Genomic DNA, 23445 nt, shown 5'->3' with positions numbered 1-23445 from the left:
GCATCTGCCGGACACGCGTTTTGCATCCATTGATGTAAAAAAAGCCGCAGTTCATCTGCGGCTTTTTTATTGTGCCGACGCTGATTCAACAGCGGTGGTCTTTGCAGGCATCGCTACTACACGCCGGTTATAAACCACGCGCTATTCCCCCCAGTCTCGTAGTCCCATTGATCAAAAACGAGGGGACGCAAGCAATATGCTCCGACGGTTTCGCCGGGCAATCCGTACGTTCCAACAGAGATGTTACGCCCCGATTTGTCATCGCCTGAAATGCGGAATCCGTATTGGCATAAGGCACCGTCGTATCGTCCCGCCCGTGAAAAAACTGAATCGGTGATTGTGGCGTCCAGTCGTTGACATTACTTTGTATTCGAATGCTGGCATCGTCATCGTTGAGGAAATTATCAAGAAATGTCGGATCAAAGCTGATGTCACTCTGACTGCCCAGAACTGACGACAGCAGCAGCTTACGCACATTCGCTCTGTCATTAGCGCCAAGCAGCTTCAGAAACCCCGGACTGATCAGCGCGCCAAGAATCGGATTTTCTTTACGAACGCTATCGAGCATCGTATTCAACGTCAGTACCACGTCGTAGGGACCAGCGCCGATATAGGTACTGAGCGGCAAAGTGGCGTTTGCTGCCCTGTTTTGCGTCATGAAACGCAATGTCGCCATGGATGCATAAGCTCCTTCTGAATAGCCCGTTAAAAACACCTGACCATTGTCAGCAATGGATTTCATCTGACGCCAGCGCGAAGTCGCCGTCATGAAATCGACGACAGAAACAGCCGTTGGCGTTGCCAGCAAATACGGATGTGGCAATCCTTTGGTGGTGCCATAACCGACATAATCGGCAGCACTGACGAGATAACCCAGCGAAGCGAACAATACCGCAGGCTCATCCGCCGTAGCATGGTTACTTGGCGCTTCCGCGTCCGTTTTAATGGTTGCGTGCTGATAGCTTAATACCGGACTGGCCAGACTGCCAGCTTTGCGGGGAATAGCCACAAGACCGGAAGCAATCACGCTGCGCCCGGCTGCATCTGACGTGGTGTAGGTAATTTTGTAGGTATCAACGGAATACAGCGGTCGGACTGCTGCTGCCACGTCTTTGTTTAGCGCGGCTGCCACATCAGCAACATTGACCGTTTGAATAAAAGTTGCTGCCTCAAAATGGCCCGCGCCAATTGGATTCGGCACTTCTGGGGTGATGACCGGCGTCACGGTCGGGCTTGAAGAACCACCACCACAACCGGCGACGAGAGCGGACATCGCCATCGTGATCGGTAGTAATGTGCAACGTAAAAACGGGTGTAAAAATTGCGACATCATATTCACTCCAATGAGGATGCATACATACACAGACAGACAGACAGACAGACAGACAGACAGACAGACAGACATGCATCCAATTTACGAACCAGATCAGACACAGCTTCCGACGACTTGCAGGTGATAGCGCTGGCGACAACACAAAAATACGAACGCCGTTATTCGTACGACTATCCAAAATGGAACTGCCAGAGTGATTATAACAATTAATAAAATCACTACAAATTTAATAGAGCAAATCCGTTGATGCTTCAGTTTTAAAAAACGTCGTGACATCAATGTCCGGCGCTTTGCATGGCTCTCTTTAACGAAAAAAAGCATCTGTGCGCTTTTCTTTGAGCGCACTCAAAATTCGTTCCTTCATCTGCAGAACTTCGTTAAATTCAATGTGATTTTCGCTATCCACCGACGTCATTTTTTTAATCACATCCATTTTATTTTTCTCGCAGATATCGAAGTAGTAACAAGACGACTGAAGCTCTACGTCTTGTTCATCACATCTGAGACCTAAATCACATCCCACTAAACGCCATGCCAATCCATAAATATTATTGTCTTTATCATTCGGCACACGACCACCATTCATCGACATAGAAAGGGCGCTACTCATTCCCCAACGCTCAATCAGTAAGGGATTTCCGGATTGAAAAACGACAGCGGCAATGACTTTGTTTTGTTCTTCATTTTTTGCAGAGTTAATTTTCTGGCCTAGCATCAATAATGGATCTTGCGCCGCATTTGGATCATTTTTCATCGCCTCTAACTCTGCCATGACCTCGCCTTTTGAAAATCCGGAACAGCGCTCCTGCAAAAACAGTAGCGCCTTCTGTTTTTCTGATGCAAGCGCATGGCTCTCAGTAGGACTATATTTTAATGTAGGTGATGTTTGCATTTCCTTGTTTAAGGGACTCCTCAGACATTCAACCAATGCGCTTCTTACAAGAAATAAGCCCCCTTCTGACGCCTTTGCTTTTGCAACTGTGATAAAAGCTCTTAAATTACGCGTCTGCCTGAACTGAAACGCCAACTGAATCGCATCAGCATGAACGGTATTTGATGCTTCTGGCATCTGCACAGCGCTCATTTTGATATCTTTATTTCTGTCTGCGTCGGCAACAATCAATTCATGTTTGTTATCTTGCGTGCTGATCTTCGTGGCTGAACTCACATCTGCAGTCAGATAGTAATAGGTAAAAATACCGATCAAAATAAGTGCAATTATCAGCACTTGTTTTTTCATATTCTTTTCTTTCGTAAATTCAAGCTCTGCATCACAACGCCTTCTCCAGCAATAACCTGATACCGGTTTGCCGGGGTGTGGCAACCGATCTCGTCTGACTACTCTGATTCACGTAAGCATCGTCCGCCACTGCTGTCTGGTGCAGTGCGTTGGTGAGCGACACGCGTAGTTGCGTTCCGGATGCCAGTTTCCACAGACTGTAAAGATCAAGCATGCGTGTGACGCTGGTATAGCTGCTGAGTAAGGCAGAATTCTGCACCCGGCCGCCGCCCTGAAAATTGAAATTCAGGCCCATGCTGTGCGTATCGGTGCGACGATAATCCAAGCCCAGATTCGCGGTCAGCGGCACCTGACTGCTCAGGCGATTATCCGGTCCCGGCACGCTGTCGAGACGCGACCAGTTACGTGCCGCATTGAGGCGAATATCGATAGCGGGGGCCTGTGCGAACCACAGCGTCAACGGAAATTTTGCATCCATTTCTATGCCATAAACTTGCGCCCTGCCCTGATTATCCGGCGACGTCACCCACTCGCCGTTCTGGCGGAATAACTGAAACGTGGTGACATTCTGAATGCGACGGGCAAAGCTGGAAATACTCAACATACTGCTTTTGTCGAAGTAATGTTCATACGCCACATCCATGCCCCAGGCGAGTTCCGGCAGCAAATTGGGATTACCCTGGAAGTCGGAATTGGTCGGGCCGTTGGCATTATTCACGGTGTAACGGCGCGGTACCAGATTGCGCGTCACCGGGGCTTTATAGGTGCGCGACAAAGCAAACCGCAGCTGATCTTTTTCTGTGCCCGGCAATTTCCACAAGGTCTGTATGACCGGGCTCCAGACGCTGGAACTGGTGTTGGTATCAACCATCGTGCGGCCTTGTATCGCGGTGCGCAAGCCTTCCCAGCGCAGCCCCAGATATGCTTGCCACTGGCGCGAAATATCCCATTCATCCTGCGCGAATAAGGCCAGACGGCGCACATCGGCGCGGTAATTTTCATCCAGAAAACCGATGCTGCCGGGCGCACTGCCCGGCGCGTTGTGATCGTATTGCAGACGCTGTTCGCTGCGCCGTATCAGCCCGCCATCCCAACCGAAGGCGAGGCTGTGTTCATCATTAAAACGCCACAGATATTTACCGCTGGCGGTCAGACTCTGATCAATCGCATCCGACACCACGTTACGGATGAACGGTGAATTCACCGTTGTTGAATAACCGTCGAAATAATAATCACTGACGCGCTTGTTGTAGTTCAGGCCCAGCTTACTGTCGAGCCGCGCATCCGGGCTGAAACGATGATTCCAGCTCAGGTCGCTGCGAATGCCGGTAATGTCTGCGCTGGAACGGTAATCGTTGCGCGGATACGTTGACGAAGAACCGGCCAAGGTCGTTTCGACATTGCGTCCGGCCATCGTGCTCTGGCTGAATTCCAACAGGCTTTGTGAGGTCAGCTGATCGCCTTCTGCCATCGTCCAGTTCAGACGTGGCGCCAGGCTGATTTTATTGGTCTTGAATTCTATGTATTCATGAAACTGGCGCAAGTCCGTGAGATTCCCGGCGGCATCGCGTATCGTTTCCGTGGTCACAGGTTCTGAGCGGTTACGGCTCTGATTCAGGTTTGCATTCAGCGAATACGACAAGCCTGCGTTCTTATCTGCGAATTCGAGCGTGGCGCCCGGCGCTGTCGCACCATCGACATAGCTGGCACTCAGTTTGACCTGTCTGGATGCACGGGAAACGCCTTTACGCAAGACGATATTGATGCTGCCGGCAATCGCCTGCGCGCTGAATTCTGCCGTCGTCGTACGCATAATTTCTATGCGCTCGATCAGATCCGGCGACAAACTGTCGATAGAAAATCCACCCGGTACCGGCTCGCCATTCACCATGATTTGCGTATACCCCGCCCCCAGACCGCGCATACGGATGTCGCTGCCGACCACGGACACGCCGGGCAAACGTTTCATCACATCAGCGATGGCGGTATCACCGAATTGCAGCAGTTCGTCACGCCCGACAACAATTTTTGCCGCCGTGTCATTACGCCGCTGGCTGGCAGCACCGGGGCCGGACACTTCAACACTTTGTACTTTGTCAGCAGGTTTTTCAGTTTTTTGTTGATCCCGTTTTTCTTCGTCCGCTGCGCTCGCAAGATCCGGCAACATCACTGACAAGGTCAGCAGCAAAGGCAGAAGCCGGGGCGAAAAGTGGTCGGCGAGAGATTCCGGATAAAAGCGAAAAGGCATAAATGAAAAATTCAACATGGACGTTTGCAACACCGGATTGGTATTGGCTCAGTGCCGCATTTTACGTTGCCTTCAGGGAAAGAAAAATGTAATTCAGAAAAATTTCGCTGACACGTCTGCCGGGTTACATCGTCACTTATCAACACTGGCAAAAAGAAACATCAGCACAGCTAAAAACAACGCTGAGAATGAGCAGAAAAAAGCACACGCGCAAACCCGTCTTCGCTCCCAAAAAGAGGTCTTTGGGGGGAGTATCCGTCGATTTACGCATCATCTCCTTATAAACAAAGGCGCTTAAAATATACTCCCCGGAGTATATTTAATGCTCTGTAGTGACTGTGCAGGCGTGCAGTGAAGAAAAATAGCCGGGAACGGCAAGAGCGCAGATGCCGCGTTTGCTGTCATTTATTGCGTGGAATACCGGCTTTCGGATCGTTCAGAAAATCGCTCATGATGCGGGCGATCGTACCGTCGTTGCGCATCGTCGCCAATGCCGCGGTCAACATTCTGGAATTGCGGCTCAGGGCAAAATCGGGGCGGACGCGCAGTACATGTGTTCCGTGCGTAATCACCAGCCGCGTGGCGACTAAATGTTTGCCACCAATTTTTTCCGCTGCCGCCAGAATCGCGGGCAAACTACCGACCACGCCCGAGATACGCCCGACGTCCAGCATGCGCAAACCATTTTCCAGCGTACTGATATCGACTTTCTTGACCCGCTCGTCCTGACCAAAGCTACCGTAAGTCATACGGCGTAACATGCCTATTCCCTTGTCCTGCGATTGCGTAATCACGTCATCAAAACTCGCCATCGCAGTGCCGCTTTTAGCGACCACCACGACCGGATACTGTGTTACCTCCGCCAGGATCAGGCCATCGTCGTCGGTGAAATTTTCACGGTGAGAAATGCTGTACGCCTCCGTATCGGCAGGAAACAGCACCACATGCCGCGGAGTCGGAACAACCATGACATCAAACTGTATGCCGGTGCGCTTTTGCAGCTCATTCGCAATGCGGATATTGATGCCGTCATAACGGTTAGTGCCTTCCACCACGAATGCAAACGGCGCAACCTCGGTCAGATACAGACGGACAGCGTTCGCAGACGATGCCATCAATAAAAATAAGGCAAAAATCGTGAACCGGAAAAGCAATTGGCGCATTTTTTATTCCTTACAGGAAGAACTCAAAAACGAGCGACATGCCTGTGAGTGTAGCGAAGATTTATAAAAATGCAATTTTTTGATTGTTTGCACTGCACACAGAGGCAGATCTTGAAATCGCCGGAATCAGCCTCATTTCGAGGGGATCGAATTATCCGCCCACGTCTGCACGGGAATCAGCGTGACCAGATCATCACAATATTGAAATCTTTGAGGAAAAATATGTCAGAAAAACAAACTCTTGGCTTTCAGGCCGAAGTCAAACAGTTATTGCAATTGATGATTCACTCCTTGTATTCCAACAAGGAAATTTTCTTGCGCGAACTGATTTCGAATGCGTCTGATGCATCCGACAAATTACGTTTTGAAGCGATCAACAACGCCGCCTTATTTGAAAATGATCCGGAACTGAGTATCAAAGTCAGTTTCGACAAAGCGGCCCGCACGATCACGATTTCCGATAACGGTATAGGCATGAGCAAAGAAGACGCGATTGCGCATCTGGGCACGATTGCCAAATCCGGCACCAAAGAATTTTTCGGCAAACTCTCTGGCGATCAGCAAAAAGACGCTGCCATGATCGGTCAGTTCGGCGTTGGCTTTTATTCCGGCTTCATCATCGCTGACCGCATCACGGTAGAATCGCGCCGCGCAGGCTTGCCCGCCAGCGAAGGCGTGCGCTGGGAATCTGCCGGTGAAGGTGATTTCAGTGTCGAAGACATCGCCAAAGCCAACCGTGGCACCGACATCATTCTGCACTTACGCGAAGGCGAAGATGAATTCCTGTCGGCATGGAAACTGAAATCCGTTATCCGCACTTACTCCGACCATATTTCTCTGCCGATCAAAATGCAGAAAGAAGAGTGGGATGAAGAGAAAAAAGAACAAGTTCTGACCGACGAACTGGAAACAGTGAATCAGGCCAGCGCATTGTGGGCGCGCAGCAAGTCTGATATCACACCAGAACAGTACGACGAATTCTACAAACATATTTCGCATGATTTCGGCTCGCCGCTGACGCACACGCACAACCGCGTCGAAGGTCGCAGCGATTACACGCAATTGCTGTATATCCCAGCCCGTGCGCCGTTCGATCTGTGGGATCGCAACAAACGCGGCGGTATCAAGCTGTATGTGAAGCGTGTCTTCATCATGGACGATGCCGAGCAACTGATGCCGGTCTATCTGCGCTTCGTCAAAGGCGTGATCGACTCCAACGACTTGCCACTGAATGTATCGCGTGAAATTCTGCAGGAAAGCCGCGATATCAAAGCGATCCGCGATGGCTCTACCAAGCGCGTGCTCGGTATGCTGGAAGACCTCGCCAATGCTGACGGTGATGACGCACAAGAGAAGAAAGACAAGTACGCCACATTCTGGAAAGAATTCGGTCAGGTATTGAAAGAAGGGATAGGCGAAGACGCGACCAACAAAGACCGCATCGCCAAACTGCTGCGCTTCGCATCGACGCATAACGACAGCGATGCACAAAACGTGTCTCTGGCCGATTACCTGTCCCGCGCCAAAGAAGGTCAGGACAAGATTTACTATGTGACTGCAGAAAGCTATGCGACCGCCAAAAACAGTCCACATCTGGAAATCTTCCGCAAAAAAGGCGTGGAAGTATTACTGCTGACCGATCGCGTCGATGAATGGATGTTGTCGTTCCTGACTGAATTTGAAGGCAAGGAACTGGCATCCGTTGCGAAAGGTGGACTTGACCTCGGCACGCTCGAAGATGAAGCTGAGAAAAAGCAACACGAAGAAACCGAAACCGAGTTCAAGGATCTGGTTGAAAAAATGAAAGCGGCACTGACGGATAAAGCCAAAGATGTGCGCGTCACTTTCCGCCTCACTGATTCGCCAGCCTGTCTGGTCGCCGATGAGCATGACCTCTCCGGCAATCTGGCACGTATGCTGAAAGCCGCCGGGCAGGCGGCGCCAGAATCGAAGCCGATTCTGGAAGTGAACCCGGATCACCCGCTGGTGCAAAAGCTGAAATATGAAGAAGCCAAATTCGCAGACTGGTCACACATCTTGTTTGATCAGGCTTTGCTGGCCGAAGGCGGTAACCTGGCCGCCCCTAGCAGCTTTGTGAAACGTCTGAATGAAATGCTGCTAAGTAAATAAGAAAAACACAGCGACATCAGACTGTCGCTGAAAAACAAAAATCCCGCTCAGTCAAATGAGCGGGATTTTTTTTGCCGATATCAACGACAAGTACAGCAAAAACAATCTGCTGGTAGCTGTTTGTGCAATAGGGAAGTAACACTTAGTTCTGGCAGCAAATACATCAGATTCATAAATAGTCCTTTACTATTCAAATGCGAATCATTATCATCTGCATTTGCAAATATTCCGGCGTATCCCACACTTTTCATCTCAGGCAGCCGGTCAGCACATTTTTTATCATCACTGCCAGGAGATACACCGTGCATAAAAAACCACGCCTTCGCCCGCTCTGCGCCGCGATTGCTGCTCTTCCTTTCCCATTATTTTTCTCGCCTGCATTACATGCGCAAACAGCAGAAACTCAGTTAAAAGAAATCGTTGTTTCGGCGACGCGTATTGAGCAAAGTGCAGATGATGTCGCCGCCACCATCAGCAGTGTCACGCAAAAACAGGTGGAACGCGAAATGCCAGTCAATCTGCAGGAGATGATGCGGTATGAAAACGGCGTCTCAGTACGGGTCTTGCCAAATCGCGCATCAGGCGTCTTCAGTGCAACAGGCAGAGCCGGGAATGAGGGCGTCAATATCCGGGGTCTGGAAGGTGATCAGGTGCGCCTGCAAGTGGATGGTGTCCGCTTGCCATCCACCTACTCATCAGGCCCTTACGCTGCCGGACGTGGCGACTACATTGACGTGGAGGCATATAAGCGTGTTGAAATCCTGCGCGGCCCGTCTTCCACTCAGTTTGGTAGTGATGGTCTCGCTGGTGCAGTCAGTTTTCTGACGAAGGACCCAGCAGATTTACTGACACTCGGAAAGCCTACGCAGTTTGCATTCAAGAGCGGGTACAACTCAGTCGATCGCAGTTGGTCGCTGGTTCCCAGTTTTGCCATTCGTGGCGACACTGTCGAAGCAATGGTATTGGCAAGCTTGCGGCGCGGGCATGAAACAAAAACAGGCGGTTCAAACGATAGTGCGAATATCAACCGCACAACTGCGAACCCAGCAGAAACCAGTTCTGACTATGTGCTGGCAAAAATGGTGATCAAAAAAGATCGCAATAATCGTTTTAAATTAACAGCAGAAAACCTGGACAGAGAAAATTCCACCACGCCATTGAGTTTTTTCGGCGACTCCTTTGCGGCGGCGGGATTGAATGATGTGAAAACCCGAGAAAATATCACTCGCCAGTTGCTTAAACTCGATTACGACTACACCAATACCGATAACAGCTGGTTCCAGAGCGCCAGCGCGAGCATTTATGGTCAGCATTCCAAGAATCATCAATGGGGTTATGAAGCGAGAAGCAGTACGAGCGGGTGGAACAGCAGGACTCGTGATACCGAGTACGGAGAGAAAGTCGCTGGCGGTAATCTGCAACTGGAAAGCAACTTCGGCAACGCTGTCGCACATCGTCTGATTTACGGGATTGATGCGTCGCTGACGAAAGTCGAATCGCTGAAAGAAGGCAATAACATGCGCGACGGTGTTTCGCTCACCGGCTCGTCAGGATTCAAGGTCAATAAAAGTTTCCCGGATACAGACTATCGTCTGCTGGGTGCATTTATTCAGGACGAAATCAGCATAGACAATCTGGCGATCATACCGGGTCTGCGTTATGACAGTTTTAAATTGACGCCAAAGCCTGATGCTTTGTATGCGGTCAACAATTCAATTGCCCCCACCACACTTTCAGGTAATGAGCTATCACCGAAACTGGGGGTTATCTGGAAATTTTCACCGGTACTGAACGCCTTTGCGCAGTATGCGCATGGGTTTCGTGCACCAACGCCTGGCCAGGTCAATGGCGGCGTCACCAATCTCACAGCAAATCCGCCATACACCGCCATCGGTAACGCCGACCTGAAACCAGAAATCAGCGACTCGCTGGAGTTTGGTCTGCGTGGGCGTACGCAAGAGTTCAGTTACAGCGCCAGCATATTTCATGGCAAATACAAAAACTTCATCGCCAGTAATGTGCAAGTCGGAGGTGCCGGTACATTAGCGAGCCCGACGGTATTTCAGTCTGTGAATTTATCTGACGTAAAAATTAATGGTTTCGAAGCCCGCGGCGAATGGAACTTCTCGCCAAACTGGATGCTGAGTGCAAGCTACGCACATGCACGCGGCGATCAGAATTCCAACGGTAAAAGCACGCCGCTGGAAACCATTGACCCCGATAAACTTGTGCTGTCCTTGCGTTACAACGAAGAGCGTTACGGTGCACAGGCTAATCTGAGTGCTGCCGAGCGCAAGAAACGGAATCCGTATGGCGCATCATCGTTTTCCCCCGGCAGTTATCAGGTTCTGGATTTAATGGTCTGGTACAACATCGATAAAAACTCAAGTATCAACGCGGGTGTATTTAATCTCTTGAACCAGAAATATTTCCTGTGGGCGGATGTTCGCGGTGTCAGCGCTAACAGTGCTTCTCTGGATGCATATAGTCAGGCCGGGCGTAATTTCAGCGTCAGCTACCGATACCAGTTCTGATTTTCACTAATGCATTCTGACAAGTTCGCCATGACATCTGCCACACCCAGCTTTTTTCAACGTTTTTTTAAACCCAATTTATATCAACGCAAAACATCGTGGGTACAGCGGTTGTATGGCTTACTTGTTATCTTGATTTCATCAGTCTGCCTGTTCTGCACAACAGCGCAGGCAGCCAATGTACTGATTATCACCAGCAGCCCGGTTCCGCCGGGAAAATTCCGCATGCTCGCAGAATTAGCCGGTGCGCATGGCGTCAAAATCGATACCCGCTACAGTGAGAAACTTCCTGCCAGCACAGATGCGAGTGTATTCAACGGCTACGACATCGTTATGTTTGACGCCCCGCGTGATCACATCCGAGAAGCTATTCAGGCGCAATTGCACCATGCCTTATCCGGCTTAAAAATACCGTCGCTTTGGCTGCACACCAGCGAGCCAGTCTGGAAAAATTTACCTGAGCCGCTGGCTAAACGTCTTAACACTTATTACGTCAACGGCAGTACGCCTAATTATCAACATTTTTTTGAAACACTCTCTGCATACCTTGCAGGGCGTTCATGGAAACAGATCGCAGAACCAATTCTGTTTCCAAAGTCAGCCATCTACCATCCTCGTGCGCCCGGACTAGTATTTGCCAATGCAGCGGCCTACCTGAAGTGGAAGCAAGTCGATCCCACGCAGCATCGTCCTGTAATCGCGATTGCTATGCATCAGCAATATGTCGTTGCAGAACAAACCGCCTTCGTCAACGATATGATCTACCGCATTGAGGCGGCAGGCGCGATACCGATTGCGTTTTACAGCCCGGTGATGGATGCCGATGCCATCGGCAGCATGATCGCTCCCGGCGGTAAGCCTATTGCAGATGTGCTGATCAATACGCAAATCATGCTCAATCCGGAAGGGCGAAAACAAGAATTCGAAACCCTGGGAATTCCCGTCATACAAGCGATGCCTTATCGAAAAGGAGATATCACCGACTGGAAAAAAGATCCGCATGGTATCGCCCTGATGGATGTTCCCTTCTACATGGCGCAGGCAGAGTATGCGGGCGTCAGCGATATACAGATCGCTGCCGCTACCGATAAAAAAAATGATCAGATTGTTCCTATCGCAGAACAAACGTCCGCTGTCGTGGCTAAGGCGATTAATCTCGCCAAGCTGAAAAACATGCGGCACGCCGATAAAAAAATTGCGATCTTCTTTTGGAATTACCCGCCTGGCGAAAAAAATCTGTCGGCTTCTTATCTGAATTTGCCTAAGAGTCTCGATGCAACGCTATCGGCACTCAAACTCGCAGGCTATAAAACAGATACTCCTGGCGACAAAGAACTGACACGACAATTACAACGTTTGCTGGCACCGTTCTATCGCCCGCCTGCGGATAATCGTGAACTGAACGCCTTGATTGATGACGGTCTGGCCGACCTGATGCCGTTAGAAAATTATCGGGAGTGGATCAGTAGCCTGCCAGCAGAAGTCAGTGCCGGGATCTTGAAAGACTGGGGAGCCCCCGAAAAATCGACTATGGTCGTGGAACGTCAGGGTCAGAAATATTTCGCCATTCCGCGTCTGCAAATCGGTAATGTCATCCTGATGCCACAAGCACCACGCAGCGAACGTGGCAGTGATAAAGAGAAACTGCTGTATCACTCTAATGTTGTCGCACCACCGCCATTTTATCTGGCGAGTTATCTTTGGATGCGTCAGCAATTTGGCGCGCATGCCTTAATTCACTACGGAACTCACGGCACACAAGAATGGTTGCCAGGGAAAGAGCGCGGTCTCTCTGTATATGACTATCCTCAGTTGGCAATCGGTGATGTGCCGGTGATTTATCCCTACATCGTCGATAACATCGGTGAAGCGTTGCAAACAAAGCGCCGTGGAAGAGCCGTGACCATCTCACATCAGACGCCACCATTTGCGCCGGCAGGTCTGCACGAAACGCTGACACATATTCATGATTTACTGCATGCGTGGCTCGCACAAGATGAAGGCATGGTCAAACAGAAGCAACAGGCTGAACTGATTTCACTGGTAAAAAAAGAACGTCTCGACAAAGATATGAATTGGGATGCGCAGCAAATCAGCAACAATTTCGCCGGGTTCATCAATGTATTACATGACCATTTGCACGAACTGGCGCGAACCGCTCAACCAATGGGCTTGCATACATTTGGCAAAGGCGCTGCAGAGGAATGGCGGCTAGGCACAGTCATGCTGATGCTGGGGAAATCTTTTTGGGAAGCTGCCGCCGCTCCGGGCGACGATATTGACGAAACATTGGTCAACGACTACCGGAAACTCAGCAGTTCATCTGCCTATCAGTTACTGAAGCAGCATATTATCGACGGCAAACCGGATGACAAGCTCACACCGACATTGCGAGAGGCGATAGAAAAAGGTCGGCAGTGGTACAACGATCTTGCGGCAACCAGTGAGACCGCCGGATTACTCGCAGCACTGGATGGCCGCTACATTCCGACATCGTATGGCGGAGACCCGATCAAAAATCCCGAATCCTTACCAACCGGACGTAATCTGTATCCATTTGATCCATCTCGCATCCCCACTAAAGCAGCATGGGAAGCCGGTAAGGAAACGATGGAGAACTTAATTGCGACCCATATCCGGCAATCGGGACACGCCCCGAAAAAACTGACTTTTTCATTATGGTCGGTAGAAACAATGCGCCATCAGGGCATGCTGGAAGCACAAGCATTGTGGGGACTTGGAGTTGAGCCGGTATGGGATCAGGGCGGTCGCGTTGTTGACGTAAAGCTGGTGTCACGTACGGAATTGAAACGCCCGAGGGTCGATGTTGTGTTGTCAGCGACAGGTCTGTATCGCGATCATTTTCCTAACACGATGAAAATTCTCGCCAAGGCTGCGAAACTCGCTGCGGAAGCCAATGAGGCAGATAATCCGGTGGCAATCAACGCCCGCAATATCAACGAGCAATTAGTCAGACAAGGATGGGCAACGGCCGCGGCAGACAAGGCAAGTAAGACCCGCATTTTTGCCTCTGAATCCGGTAAGTACGGTACTGGCCTGGACGATGCTGCACTAGCAACGGACACCTGGGACAGCAAAGCGGAAGGCGACAAAAAACTGGCGCAACTTTACTTAAGCCGTATGCAATATGCGTATGGCCCCGATGAAGCTGACTGGGGAAAAAGCGCGACAGAATTGAGTAATGGAAAGCCCGGCAATCTCTACGCCACACACTTAAAAGGCACAGAAGGCGCGATTCTCTCCAGAACATCTAACCTGTACGGCATGTTAACGACGGATGATCCATTTCAATATCTTGGCGGTATTGCGCTGGCTGTGCGTCATCTCGATGGACGTGCACCTGAGCTGTACATTTCCAATTTGCGCGAATCCGGTAGCGGCAAAATTGAAGGCGCTGCGCAGTTTCTGGCGAAAGAACTGGCAACGCGTAACTTCCATCCCGGATATATCAAAGGACTCATGGCAGAAGGATATGCAGGCACCTTACAGGTACTTGATAGCATGAATAATTTTGCCGGTTGGACTTCTGTCGCGCGTGAAATCGTGCGGGATGATCAATGGCAGGAATTTGTCGATGTCTATGTACGTGACAAGCATCAGCTTGGCTTAAAAGACTGGTTCGAACGTGAGAACCCCCATGCACTCGCGCAGACCATAGCACGCATGCTGGAAGCAGCACGAGGCGGTTACTGGCAGGCAGATGCCGCCACAGTCAGTGAGTTAAAACAACGCTATCGCGAGCTGGCTCAGACCTACGACGTTAAAACTGACAATGCGAAAATGGCAGCCTATACCGGACTCAGCGGCCTTGGGCTTGATGCACCGGCGTTAAAGAAATTGAGTCCTCAGGAAACAGCAGCAGCGAATGCAGCCAAAACGCCGCGTGCGACCCAAACCATCACAAAACCCAAGCCAGATACAGAGACAAAGCCTGCAGCAACAACACAAACAATCAGCGGAATGAAACTGGAATCCGTTTCGCAGAAGGTCGTTGAAACGCTGGGGCAGTTAATGATTGCGGCCATCGCTCTTCTCATTTTATTTCCTTTGATCGGCGCATGGCGCCAATGGAGAAAGTCAACATCGTCATGAAAAAATACACAACCCGATATCATTGGACCTCATTCGTTGCGGCTACGCTGCTGAGTACGATGAGCCTGGCCGCGATGGCTCAAACAACACATCCGCTGGAGGGACGTATCTGGGATACACGTTCAAATAGCTTTGTCAGCGAGGACGCCGCTTACAATGCAGCAGCATCCAGCCGTTATGTACTTCTGGGTGAAAAACACGACAGCACTTTTCATCATCAACTGCAACTGCAAGCCCTGCAAGCACTTCAGCAACGCCATCAGGGGAAAGCACCTCTGACGCTGGCGATGGAACAATTCGATTCCGAATATCAGTCAGCGCTGAGCGCAGCCGTTAAAGCAGGCGTAAAAGATGCAGAACAGCTGGCTGACGCTGGCATGCTCAATCGTAAAGGATGGCAATGGCCTATGTACAAAAGCCTGATCACCTTCACAGCAACACATGACTGGTCATTTATCGCCGCAAATTTATCACGCAAAGATGCACGCGCCATTGCTATGGGCACGATGACGTCAGACTTACCGAAGGCAGATACATCCCAGATCGCTGCATTAGAAAATGAAATCGTGCAAGGGCATTGCGGTCAACGCCCGGCACCAGCGCAACTTGCCGCGATAGTCACCGCTCAACGGGCCCGCGACGCGCGTATGGCAACCGCGATTGAAGCAAGCGCAAGCCCTGTCGTACTGATCGCAGGCTCCGGACATGTGCGGCGTGATCTCGCCGTTCCCCGCTACCTGAAAAACAATGCCAGTACCCTTACCATCGCCTATGTCGAAATCAATGATGGCCATTATTCGCCGCAGGATTACGACACGATAGGTTTTGATCTGGTCTGGTTTACTCCGCGCACAAAACGCGAAGATTCCTGCGCCATGCCTATAGGCGGCATTGTCTCCGGAGCGGCGGTAACAAGCACGCCAGAGACATCCTCATCCACACCATCTCCAAAAAAGGAAAAACAATAATGCCAACCTCCACTCTTGAACTACTGATGTATCAGATCGGACAGTTGTTCTTATTCCCTGTACTCGTACTGGTCGCTGCGATGTTTGCATATTCATTTTATGCATTAGGCTCGTTCATTCTGCAAGCACTGCAACGTCGTCGCCGCTCGCAACATCTGGCAGGATTTCCATTGCTGCAGCATGTTCGCAAGAATGCGGAGACCACATCAGACGAACTTGATTTGCTTGCACACAAATTACTGGAACCTGCCCGCATCGCCAGTCGCATCGCGCCTATGCTGGGACTCATTGGCACGATGATTCCTATGGGACCAGCACTAAAGTCATTAACTGACGGCAATCTGGCGAAAGTATCGGGCAATCTCACGGTGGCTTTTTCCGTCGTGATCATCGCACTGATCGCCGCCAGCATCACCTACTGGATTGCTAACGTTCAACGTCGTTGGCTGGCAGAAGAAATCGTGGAAATTCAAAAAGAGAAAACAGCATGAGCCTGAAGCTATTACATGAACCTGAGAGCGATGATCCTATTCTCTCCGTGGTCAATATTATCGATATATTTCTGGTCATTATTGCTGCACTACTTATTACAGTCGCGCAGAATCCGCTGTTAAACGCATTCAGCAAACAGGATGTCACCATCATCACGGATCCAGGAAAGCCAAACATGGAAATGATGATTAAAAAAGGCAAAACAATAGAACACTACAAATCCAGCGGCGCTATCGGCCAGGGCGAGGGAGCCAAAGCAGGCACCGCCTACCGCATGAAAGACGGCTCTATCGTTTATATTCCGGAAGACAAACAATAAAACCAATAGATATCCGACAGCGAAACCAAAATCACACTATTTCAATAACAAATGGTCTATTGCACTTTGGCATTGAAAAAGTAATTCATGTATAAAAAAAGGGAAGTGTTTTCAGTGAAACACTTCCCTTTTTGCAGAAAAAAATCAATGATCACTTCGTCGGAAATTTCTTATCCCGCTGCTGTTTTCTGAACCAGTCCTGCAGCATTTTTTCTTCATATTCAAAGCTGGTGTGGCCGGATGGAATATGCATTCCCATCATAAAATTCATGTCTTTGATGTCTTCCTGCCCTTCCGCTATTGTCGCGCCCTTACCATCGGTCATGCGATAACTGAGCGACATGCGCGGCCAATAAATTTCTTTAATGATACGAATATCGTTCGCGGTACCACGCATCATCGGGTGGACATCGCCAGCGAGATCGACATCGGTGACCGTAATAGCCCACTTCACGTCGTCCGGTAATTTTTTCGCCAGATCGACAAAAACCTCGCCCAGCTCTTTCGCCACGCGTTCCTGAAATGCCTCGCGGGTTTCGCTAGATGGGCGTATATCCGTATATTTTTCCGGCGTTTGCCAGGTGATACTGACTTCACCCGCATACACAGGGGATGTCAATGCGCTCGCTATAAGCAGAGCCAGACTAATCTTTTTCATCTCTTTTCTCCTGAATCAAATCAAGCAGCAGATCGTCATCTTCGTATTATTCAGCGTTCGCCAGTGAAATGCGTCGCCATGTACAAAATATACACTTTTCCCATTCCTCTGCAACAGCGGAAGTCAAAGGATGCACGTGTTCTTTGTGCACTGCTAATGCAAAACAGCCAGCGAATCTGGCTGTTTTGCAAGCTGTTGTGCGAGCTGTTTTATCAGCTATTTTCGACGGTTCAGTTAAGCATTCGCTACACGGATCAATGCGTCACACGCGTCGTGCGTCCATTCGACAGCAGGCGCACTCTTTCGCCGACGCGGAACAATTCATCGGCGTCTTGCGTAATGGCTCTGAACTCACCACTGTCAAGCCTGACCGTAATTTCGAGGCCGCGCTTCTGGCTATTGCTCTGCTCGATTTTCTGACCGATCAGACCGCCCGCCACTGCACCGACTATGCCAGCAGCGATCGAGCCGTTACCGCCGCCGATACTGGAACCGGCAGCAATGCCGCCAAGCGCCGCGCCCGCTGCCGTGCCGACACCGGTCTGCCCTTTATCGATGGTCACTTCGCGTACCGATTCCACATAACCCATGCGTACACTTTGCTCATTCTGCGTCTGGCTGGCGCGATAGACGCTGCCGGAGTTATTCGGTTGCGCACAAGCGCTCAGCAGCGCCACAGCAGTCAGTATCAAGACTTTTTTCATTGCGATCTCCTTATTCATCGAAACATCAATACAACTATGATCACACCCGGTAATGTTCAGACTGCACGACAGATGAAAAGTTTCTCAGGCTGCGTTTGCGTCTGTAGCACCGAGCGGCATACACAATAGTATAGCCATGCATCATAATGTTTGCTGGCCGGCGCACAAACAGAGCGAAGATCACTAAAAATAAGCAGCAAAAGCACGAATTTCAGCGCTTGTTACTGCAAGAACGAACAAACCAACAAATGATTCAAATAATTTTATCGGGCTTCCCCCCAGTTATCGATGAAGCAACCCACACCCTGATACTGGGAAGTTTTCCGGGGCAAGCCTCGCTGGATGCGCAACAATATTATGCGTTTCGCCACAATCAGTTCTGGCGATTGTTATCGGTAGTGTTGCAACAAGATCTGGTCGTTTGTGAGTACCCGCAAAAACTGGAACTGCTGTTAGCTCATGGGATAGGGCTGTGGGATATTTTCCGTCATTGCGTGCGTCAGGGCAGCCTGGATGCAGCGATACGCGACGGGCAGTTAAATGATTTTGCCACATTGCGGCGCGACTATCCGCAGCTCAGACGGGTTTGTTTTAATGGCAAAACGGCAGCAAAAATACAAAGCTGGTTTCAGGCGCAAGGCTATCAGACGGTGGTGCTGCCCTCTTCTTCGCCGGCCAATGCGATGCGCTCGTTTGCGGAAAAATCACACGAATGGCAACAGATTCTCAACTGAATCGATGTCGCTCGATTTTATTTATCGTTGCTGTCACATTGAGCGACAAACTTTTACATGAATTCTGTTTTAGATACAAAAGCAAAAGGTAAAATAGCGCTATGCTAATCAAACGTAAATCCATCGAAGCCGAAGCCAATCATCGCTCCGGCCCCAAGGCTGCGGCCGTTAAAAAATCTCCACGCAAACCTAAATTCGCGCCTGTGACTTTGTCAGAACTCGACGGTGTGCGTTTTTTACATTTCGGTACCGAATGGGTACAAGGCGCGATGCGCTTGCGCAAGCCGGATGCGATCGAACTCGAATACGCACAGCAGATGATGATCTGGATGTTGTTCATACATGAACCGCAACACATCGTTCAGCTTGGTCTGGGAACTGGTGCGCTGACTAAATTCAGTTATCGTCAGTTCGAGAGCGCACGTGTTACCGCCGTTGAGCTGAACCCATCTGTGATCGCGATTTGCGAGAGCATGTTCAAATTGCCTGCTAATGACGACAGATTGAATGTCATCGAAATGGATGCGCTCGATTTTGTTAACGATGAAAACAATCTCGATACCATCGACGCGCTGCAGGTGGATCTGTACGATGCGACCGCCAAAGGACCTGTACTGGATACGGCAGAGTTTTATCAGTCATGCGCAGCCTGCCTCAAAGACAACGGCATACTGACCGTCAATTTATTCGGCGACCACCCAAGTTATGCGCGCAATCTGAAAGCCCTGCGCTTTGCTTTTGCCGAAGTCTTATGTCTGCCGGAAGTGCATGATGGCAACGTCGTTGCGATCGCTTTCAAACACAAACAACAATTTGATTTTGCTGCATTATATGAACGGGCAACTGAGATCAAGGCGGCGACCAAGTTGCCGACAAAATCCTGGGTTAACGGTCTCAAAGCAGCGAGTGATCCGGAATAATTTCACATTACAGACGAGTCATTTCAGGCAAGATTTTTTCAGATAAAAACAGATAACAAAGCAGCTAAAAAAACAGTTAACGTTCATCCGCTATCCGCCCACTACAACATCAACGTCAGCCAGAGAAAATGAACCCAAAAGCCCCGCGCCGCTTAGATCTGCAACAAATTTTCACCTGGTTGATGGCCGATGGCCTGATCCTCAAAGACGATGCCAAAGCAAAATACAATGAGGCGCAAGGTATCCTGAAAAACGGGCCATCCACCATGCACCCGTTGACGGCAACCGCGCAATGTAAGCTGCTTTCAGCAAAGACACCGCATGCACAGCTGACGCTGGACTGGCTGACCGAATGGGCGGCGGCAAAAGTACACCTGCCGTTTTACCGGATAGATCCTTTAAAAATTGATTTCACCACGGTCTCAGATGTGATGTCATCAACGTATGCGACGCGCTTTAACATTCTGCCTGTCGAATCGAATGCCAACACAGTCGTCGTTGCGACGACTGATCCGTATAACACGGAATGGCAAGATGAAATCGCGCGCATTTCGCGTAAAGAAATACGTCTGGTACTCGCGAATCCGCTGGAAATTTCACAATACATCGTGCAGTTTTTTTCGCTGGCGAAATCGATTAAAGATGCGCGTAAATCCAGCAGCAATGACCTGGGCTTGCGACAAAACTTCGAGCAACTAGTTGAACTTGGTAAGTCGAATAAACAAGTCGATGCGAATGATCAGCACATCATCAATATTGTAGACTGGTTATGGCAATTTGCGTTTGATCAGCGTGCCTCGGATATACATCTCGAACCTAAGCGTGATATGGCGGTGATCCGCTTCCGTATTGATGGCGTGTTGCATCAGGTATATCAGGTGCCGGCCACTGTCATGATCGCGATGATTGCGCGCATCAAATTATTGGGTCGTATCGACGTCATTGAAAAGCGGCGCCCGCAAGATGGTCGTATCAAGACCCGTACCGCCGATGGACAGGAAGTCGAGTTGCGTTTATCAACGTTGCCCACTGTCTTTGGCGAAAAAATGGTGATGCGTATTTTTGACCCGGATGTCGTGGTCAAGACGCTACCAGAATTAGGTTTCCCATTGAACGACGCGAAACGCTGGGACAATCTGACCAAAAAACCGCACGGCATCATTCTCGTCACCGGGCCGACCGGCTCAGGAAAAACCACAACGCTGTACACCACACTGAAAGCGCTGGCGACGTCAGATGTGAATGTCTGTACTGTCGAAGATCCGATAGAAATGGTGGAAGCTTCGTTTAATCAGATGCAGGTGCAATCATCGATAGATCTGAACTTCGCCGACGGTATACGCGCATTGATGCGGCAAGATCCTGACATCATCATGGTCGGTGAGATTCGCGATCTGGAAACCGCAGAAATGGCGGTGCAGGCCGCACTGACCGGCCATCTGGTGCTGTCGACCCTGCACACCAATGATGCGCCATCCGCGATCATGCGGCTGCTGGAACTCGGCGTTCCGTATTATCTGCTGGAGGCAACGATAATCGGCATTCTGGCGCAACGTCTGGTGCGTACCTTGTGCGTCCATTGCAAAGTCGCTGATGGCGAAATTCAGGATGCCATCTGGGAAACGCTGGTTGAAGACTGGGGCATCCCAAAACCACAGACCGTCTATCGCCCTGTCGGCTGCCCGGAATGCCGCCAGACCGGTTTTCTGGGGCGTACCGGCCTGTATGAGTTGCTGACCGTGACTTTGCCATTCAGTAAGCTGATCACGGAAAACGCCGATATTCATGCCTTACGTGCGCAGAGTATCAAGGATGAGATGAAGCCCTTGCGCATTGCCGGTGCTTACAAAATTGTCGAAGGTCTGACGACCGCCGATGAGATTCTGAAAGTCACCTCATCGCTGATATAAAACTATTCTCGTCAACTGTTGACTGCGGCAAAAATGCCATCGCGCACCTGCGGATACAGCAAGCGTGCGCCCAGCTCATGTTTGATACGCTGATTCTCGAGGCGACGGGATTCCGACATGAATGACAGCAGCATGGGCGATACTTGTTTCTGTAATTCAGCACGAGGCAGACGTGGCGGGCGCGGCAACTGAAACGCGTCAGCCACCAGATCAAAATAATCCCCCATCCGGATATCGCTGTCGTCCACCGCGTGATACACGCGCTGCGGCAGACCGCGGAATAAGGCCAGCCGGATCAGCCGCGCCAGATCGTCAGCATGAATATGATTCGTGTAAACATCATCGCTGGCGATCAATGCTGGCGTGCCTTTTTGTAAGCGTTCCACCGGCAAGCGATCCGCCGCGTAAATTCCTGGCACCCGCAGAATAGCTAAGGTGGACTGGCTACGTTTCGCCCAGCGTCGCAGGCACTGTTCTGCCGCCACGCGTCGCACGGCACGCGCATTTTGAGGGTTGACCGCGCGTGTTTCATCAAACTTTGCGCCAGCGCAATCGCCATACACGCCGGTCGTGCTGACATAAACAAGACGGCTCTTGTCGGGTAAAATGGCGCTCAAATTCTGGCTGCGAATATCTGTAATGCCGTCAGATCGCGGTGGCGCCAGATGCACGATACGCTGCGCCAGCCCGGACAGGCGCGCCAGAGTATGCGGCTGATCCAGATCAGCAACCACCGGCACCGCCCCCGCCGCACGCAGCTCTGCACAACGCGCAGGCTGACTGGTGACAGCGAAAATGCGGAAATGCGCACGCAATAATGGCAGCAGACGCATGCCGACATCGCCACAACCAATAATCAGTAAGCGCGGCTTAGCTATTTTTTTTAACTGTTTTTTCATGCTCAGGATTGTATGACTTTTCAAGTAACCGTGACCCCCAGCGGTCGTCAATTTAGCTGCGATGCAGATGAAACCGTATTATCTGCGGCTTTGCGCGCAGGCGTCATTCTGCCTTACGGTTGTAAAAATGGAGCCTGCGGTTCCTGCAAAGGCAAAGTCACTGACGGCACTGTCGTGCACGGTAATCATCAGCAACGCGCGTTAACCGAAGATGAAGCAGCACAAGGCATGTCGCTGTTCTGCTGCGCGAAGCCGCAAAGCGATCTGACGATAGAAGCGCGCGAGCTGGTCGCCAATGATGAATATCCGCTCAAAAAAATGCCGACCCGCATCGCGAAACTGGAAAAATTATCCGATGACGTGATGCTGCTTGCCTTGCAATTGCCAGCAAATGAAAAACTGAATTACCGCGCTGGTCAGTACATAGAATTTTTACTGCGCGACGGCAAACGCCGCAGCTACAGTATGGCCAATGCGCCGCATGATGTGGAACACATTAGCCTGCATATCCGCCACATGCCGGGCGGCTTATTTACCGATCAGGTTTTCTCGACCTTGAAAGAGCGTGACATTCTGCGTTTTGAAGGCCCGCAAGGTACGTTTTATCTGCGTGAAGACAGCGACAAACCGATTATTCTGCTCGCCTCCGGTACCGGCTTTGCGCCGATCAAGGCGCTGGTCGAACAATTGATCCACACCAAATCCACGCGCCCTGTCGCGCTGTACTGGGGCGGTCGTCGTCCGGCAGATCTGTACATGGATAAGTTATGCCAGGAATGGGCGGCGCAATTACCCGGCTTCCGTTATGTGCCGGTGATTTCCGACGCACAAGCCGAAGATCAATGGCAGGGTCGCACTGGCTTTGTTCATCAGGCGGTGATGGCCGATCATACTGATTTATCCGGCTATCAGGTGTATGCCTGCGGCGTACCGGTGATGGTGGATTCCGCCAAGCGTGATTTCGTCGCGCAATGCCAGTTACCGGCGGACGAGTTCTACGCCGATTCGTTCACATCCGAAGCCGATCTGGTGAATTAAGTCGTCTGATTTTCATCCGCTAGAAGGTTTGCCTTCCACATC

The 23445-nt window shown here is 50.5% G+C and carries 17 protein-coding genes; 10 read left to right on the top strand and 7 right to left on the bottom strand.

Features of this window, described 5'->3' with window-relative positions; all coding sequences use genetic code 11:
- Positions 1-127: 127 nt before the first annotated feature.
- The 4 genes from H8K26_RS17005 to H8K26_RS16990 all read right to left on the bottom strand — a co-directional run bounded on the left by H8K26_RS17005 (position 128) and on the right by H8K26_RS16990 (position 5984).
- Complete coding sequence (locus H8K26_RS17005; protein WP_190481145.1) at positions 128-1333, bottom strand: alpha/beta hydrolase family protein; 1206 nt, start codon at positions 1331-1333, stop codon at positions 128-130.
- Positions 1334-1637: 304 nt separating this feature from the next.
- Positions 1638-2573 (bottom strand): hypothetical protein, encoded by a 936-nt coding sequence (locus tag H8K26_RS17000; protein WP_190481143.1) that lies wholly within the window; start codon positions 2571-2573, stop codon positions 1638-1640.
- A gap of 31 nt (positions 2574-2604) precedes the next feature.
- The gene (locus tag H8K26_RS16995) at positions 2605-4839 is read right to left on the bottom strand and encodes a TonB-dependent receptor plug domain-containing protein (RefSeq protein WP_223827087.1); all 2235 of its coding nucleotides are present in this window, start codon (positions 4837-4839) and stop codon (positions 2605-2607) included.
- Between the two features lie 383 nt (positions 4840-5222).
- Positions 5223-5984: a substrate-binding periplasmic protein gene (locus H8K26_RS16990; protein WP_190481141.1), complete on the bottom strand. Its 762-nt coding sequence runs from the start codon at positions 5982-5984 to the stop codon at positions 5223-5225.
- 222 nt (positions 5985-6206) lie between these two features.
- Between H8K26_RS16990 and htpG the strand changes: the two genes are divergently transcribed.
- The 6 genes from htpG (at position 6207) to H8K26_RS16960 (ending at position 16540) form a co-directional block, all read left to right on the top strand.
- A complete protein-coding gene (gene htpG / locus H8K26_RS16985) occupies positions 6207-8114 on the top strand; it encodes a molecular chaperone HtpG (protein WP_190481139.1) in 1908 nt (635 codons plus the stop codon).
- 302 nt (positions 8115-8416) lie between these two features.
- On the top strand, positions 8417-10648 hold the full coding sequence (locus tag H8K26_RS16980) for a TonB-dependent hemoglobin/transferrin/lactoferrin family receptor (protein WP_190481137.1): 2232 nt from the start codon (positions 8417-8419) through the stop codon (positions 10646-10648).
- A 30-nt stretch (positions 10649-10678) separates the two neighbouring features.
- Positions 10679-14761 carry a cobaltochelatase subunit CobN gene (gene cobN / locus H8K26_RS16975; protein WP_190481135.1) on the top strand — a complete coding sequence of 1361 codons (4083 nt, stop codon included), beginning with the start codon at positions 10679-10681 and terminating at the stop codon, positions 14759-14761.
- Positions 14728-15729 carry a ChaN family lipoprotein gene (locus H8K26_RS16970; protein WP_190481133.1) on the top strand — a complete coding sequence of 334 codons (1002 nt, stop codon included), beginning with the start codon at positions 14728-14730 and terminating at the stop codon, positions 15727-15729. The genes cobN and H8K26_RS16970 overlap by 34 nt, the downstream gene beginning before the upstream one ends.
- Positions 15729-16220 (top strand): MotA/TolQ/ExbB proton channel family protein, encoded by a 492-nt coding sequence (locus tag H8K26_RS16965; RefSeq protein ID WP_223827085.1) that lies wholly within the window; start codon positions 15729-15731, stop codon positions 16218-16220. Before H8K26_RS16970 ends, H8K26_RS16965 begins: the two co-directional genes overlap by 1 nt.
- A 2-nt stretch (positions 16221-16222) precedes the next feature.
- Positions 16223-16540: a DUF2149 domain-containing protein gene (locus tag H8K26_RS16960; protein WP_200182040.1), complete on the top strand. Its 318-nt coding sequence runs from the start codon at positions 16223-16225 to the stop codon at positions 16538-16540.
- Between the two features lie 151 nt (positions 16541-16691).
- Here the strand turns inward: H8K26_RS16960 and H8K26_RS16955 are convergent, their stop codons facing one another.
- Together H8K26_RS16955 and H8K26_RS16950 are read right to left on the bottom strand one after the other, a co-directional pair.
- Positions 16692-17198, bottom strand: coding sequence for a DUF3016 domain-containing protein (locus tag H8K26_RS16955; RefSeq protein ID WP_186898551.1), 507 nt, complete (start codon positions 17196-17198; stop codon positions 16692-16694).
- A 254-nt stretch (positions 17199-17452) separates the two neighbouring features.
- Complete coding sequence (locus H8K26_RS16950) at positions 17453-17902, bottom strand: outer membrane lipoprotein (RefSeq protein ID WP_186885934.1); 450 nt, start codon at positions 17900-17902, stop codon at positions 17453-17455.
- A 260-nt stretch (positions 17903-18162) separates the two neighbouring features.
- Between H8K26_RS16950 and H8K26_RS16945 the strand changes: the two genes are divergently transcribed.
- The 3 genes from H8K26_RS16945 (at position 18163) to tfpB (ending at position 21466) form a co-directional block, all read left to right on the top strand.
- Entirely contained in the window at positions 18163-18636 is a 474-nt protein-coding gene (locus H8K26_RS16945) for a DNA-deoxyinosine glycosylase (protein ID WP_190481203.1), read from the top strand.
- A 101-nt stretch (positions 18637-18737) separates the two neighbouring features.
- Positions 18738-19556: a spermine/spermidine synthase domain-containing protein gene (locus tag H8K26_RS16940; RefSeq protein WP_190481131.1), complete on the top strand. Its 819-nt coding sequence runs from the start codon at positions 18738-18740 to the stop codon at positions 19554-19556.
- Positions 19557-19684: 128 nt separating this feature from the next.
- Positions 19685-21466 (top strand): type IV pilus assembly ATPase TfpB, encoded by a 1782-nt coding sequence (gene tfpB / locus H8K26_RS16935; RefSeq protein WP_190481129.1) that lies wholly within the window; start codon positions 19685-19687, stop codon positions 21464-21466.
- A gap of 11 nt (positions 21467-21477) precedes the next feature.
- Here tfpB and H8K26_RS16930 read toward each other — a convergent pair whose 3' ends face one another.
- The gene (locus H8K26_RS16930; protein WP_190481127.1) at positions 21478-22365 is read right to left on the bottom strand and encodes an SDR family oxidoreductase; all 888 of its coding nucleotides are present in this window, start codon (positions 22363-22365) and stop codon (positions 21478-21480) included.
- Positions 22366-22377: 12 nt separating this feature from the next.
- Here H8K26_RS16930 and H8K26_RS16925 point away from each other — a divergent pair, with 12 nt between their 5' ends.
- On the top strand, positions 22378-23403 hold the full coding sequence (locus tag H8K26_RS16925; RefSeq protein ID WP_190481125.1) for a CDP-6-deoxy-delta-3,4-glucoseen reductase: 1026 nt from the start codon (positions 22378-22380) through the stop codon (positions 23401-23403).
- The last annotated feature ends 42 nt before the right edge of the window (positions 23404-23445 follow it).

It is taken from the genome of Cognatundibacterium aquatile, from assembly GCF_014699135.1.
GTDB lineage: Bacteria > Pseudomonadota > Gammaproteobacteria > Burkholderiales > Burkholderiaceae_D > Undibacterium > Undibacterium aquatile.
The sequence above is the reverse complement of the archived record's forward strand: the minus strand, read 5'-3'. Positions and strand labels throughout refer to the sequence as shown.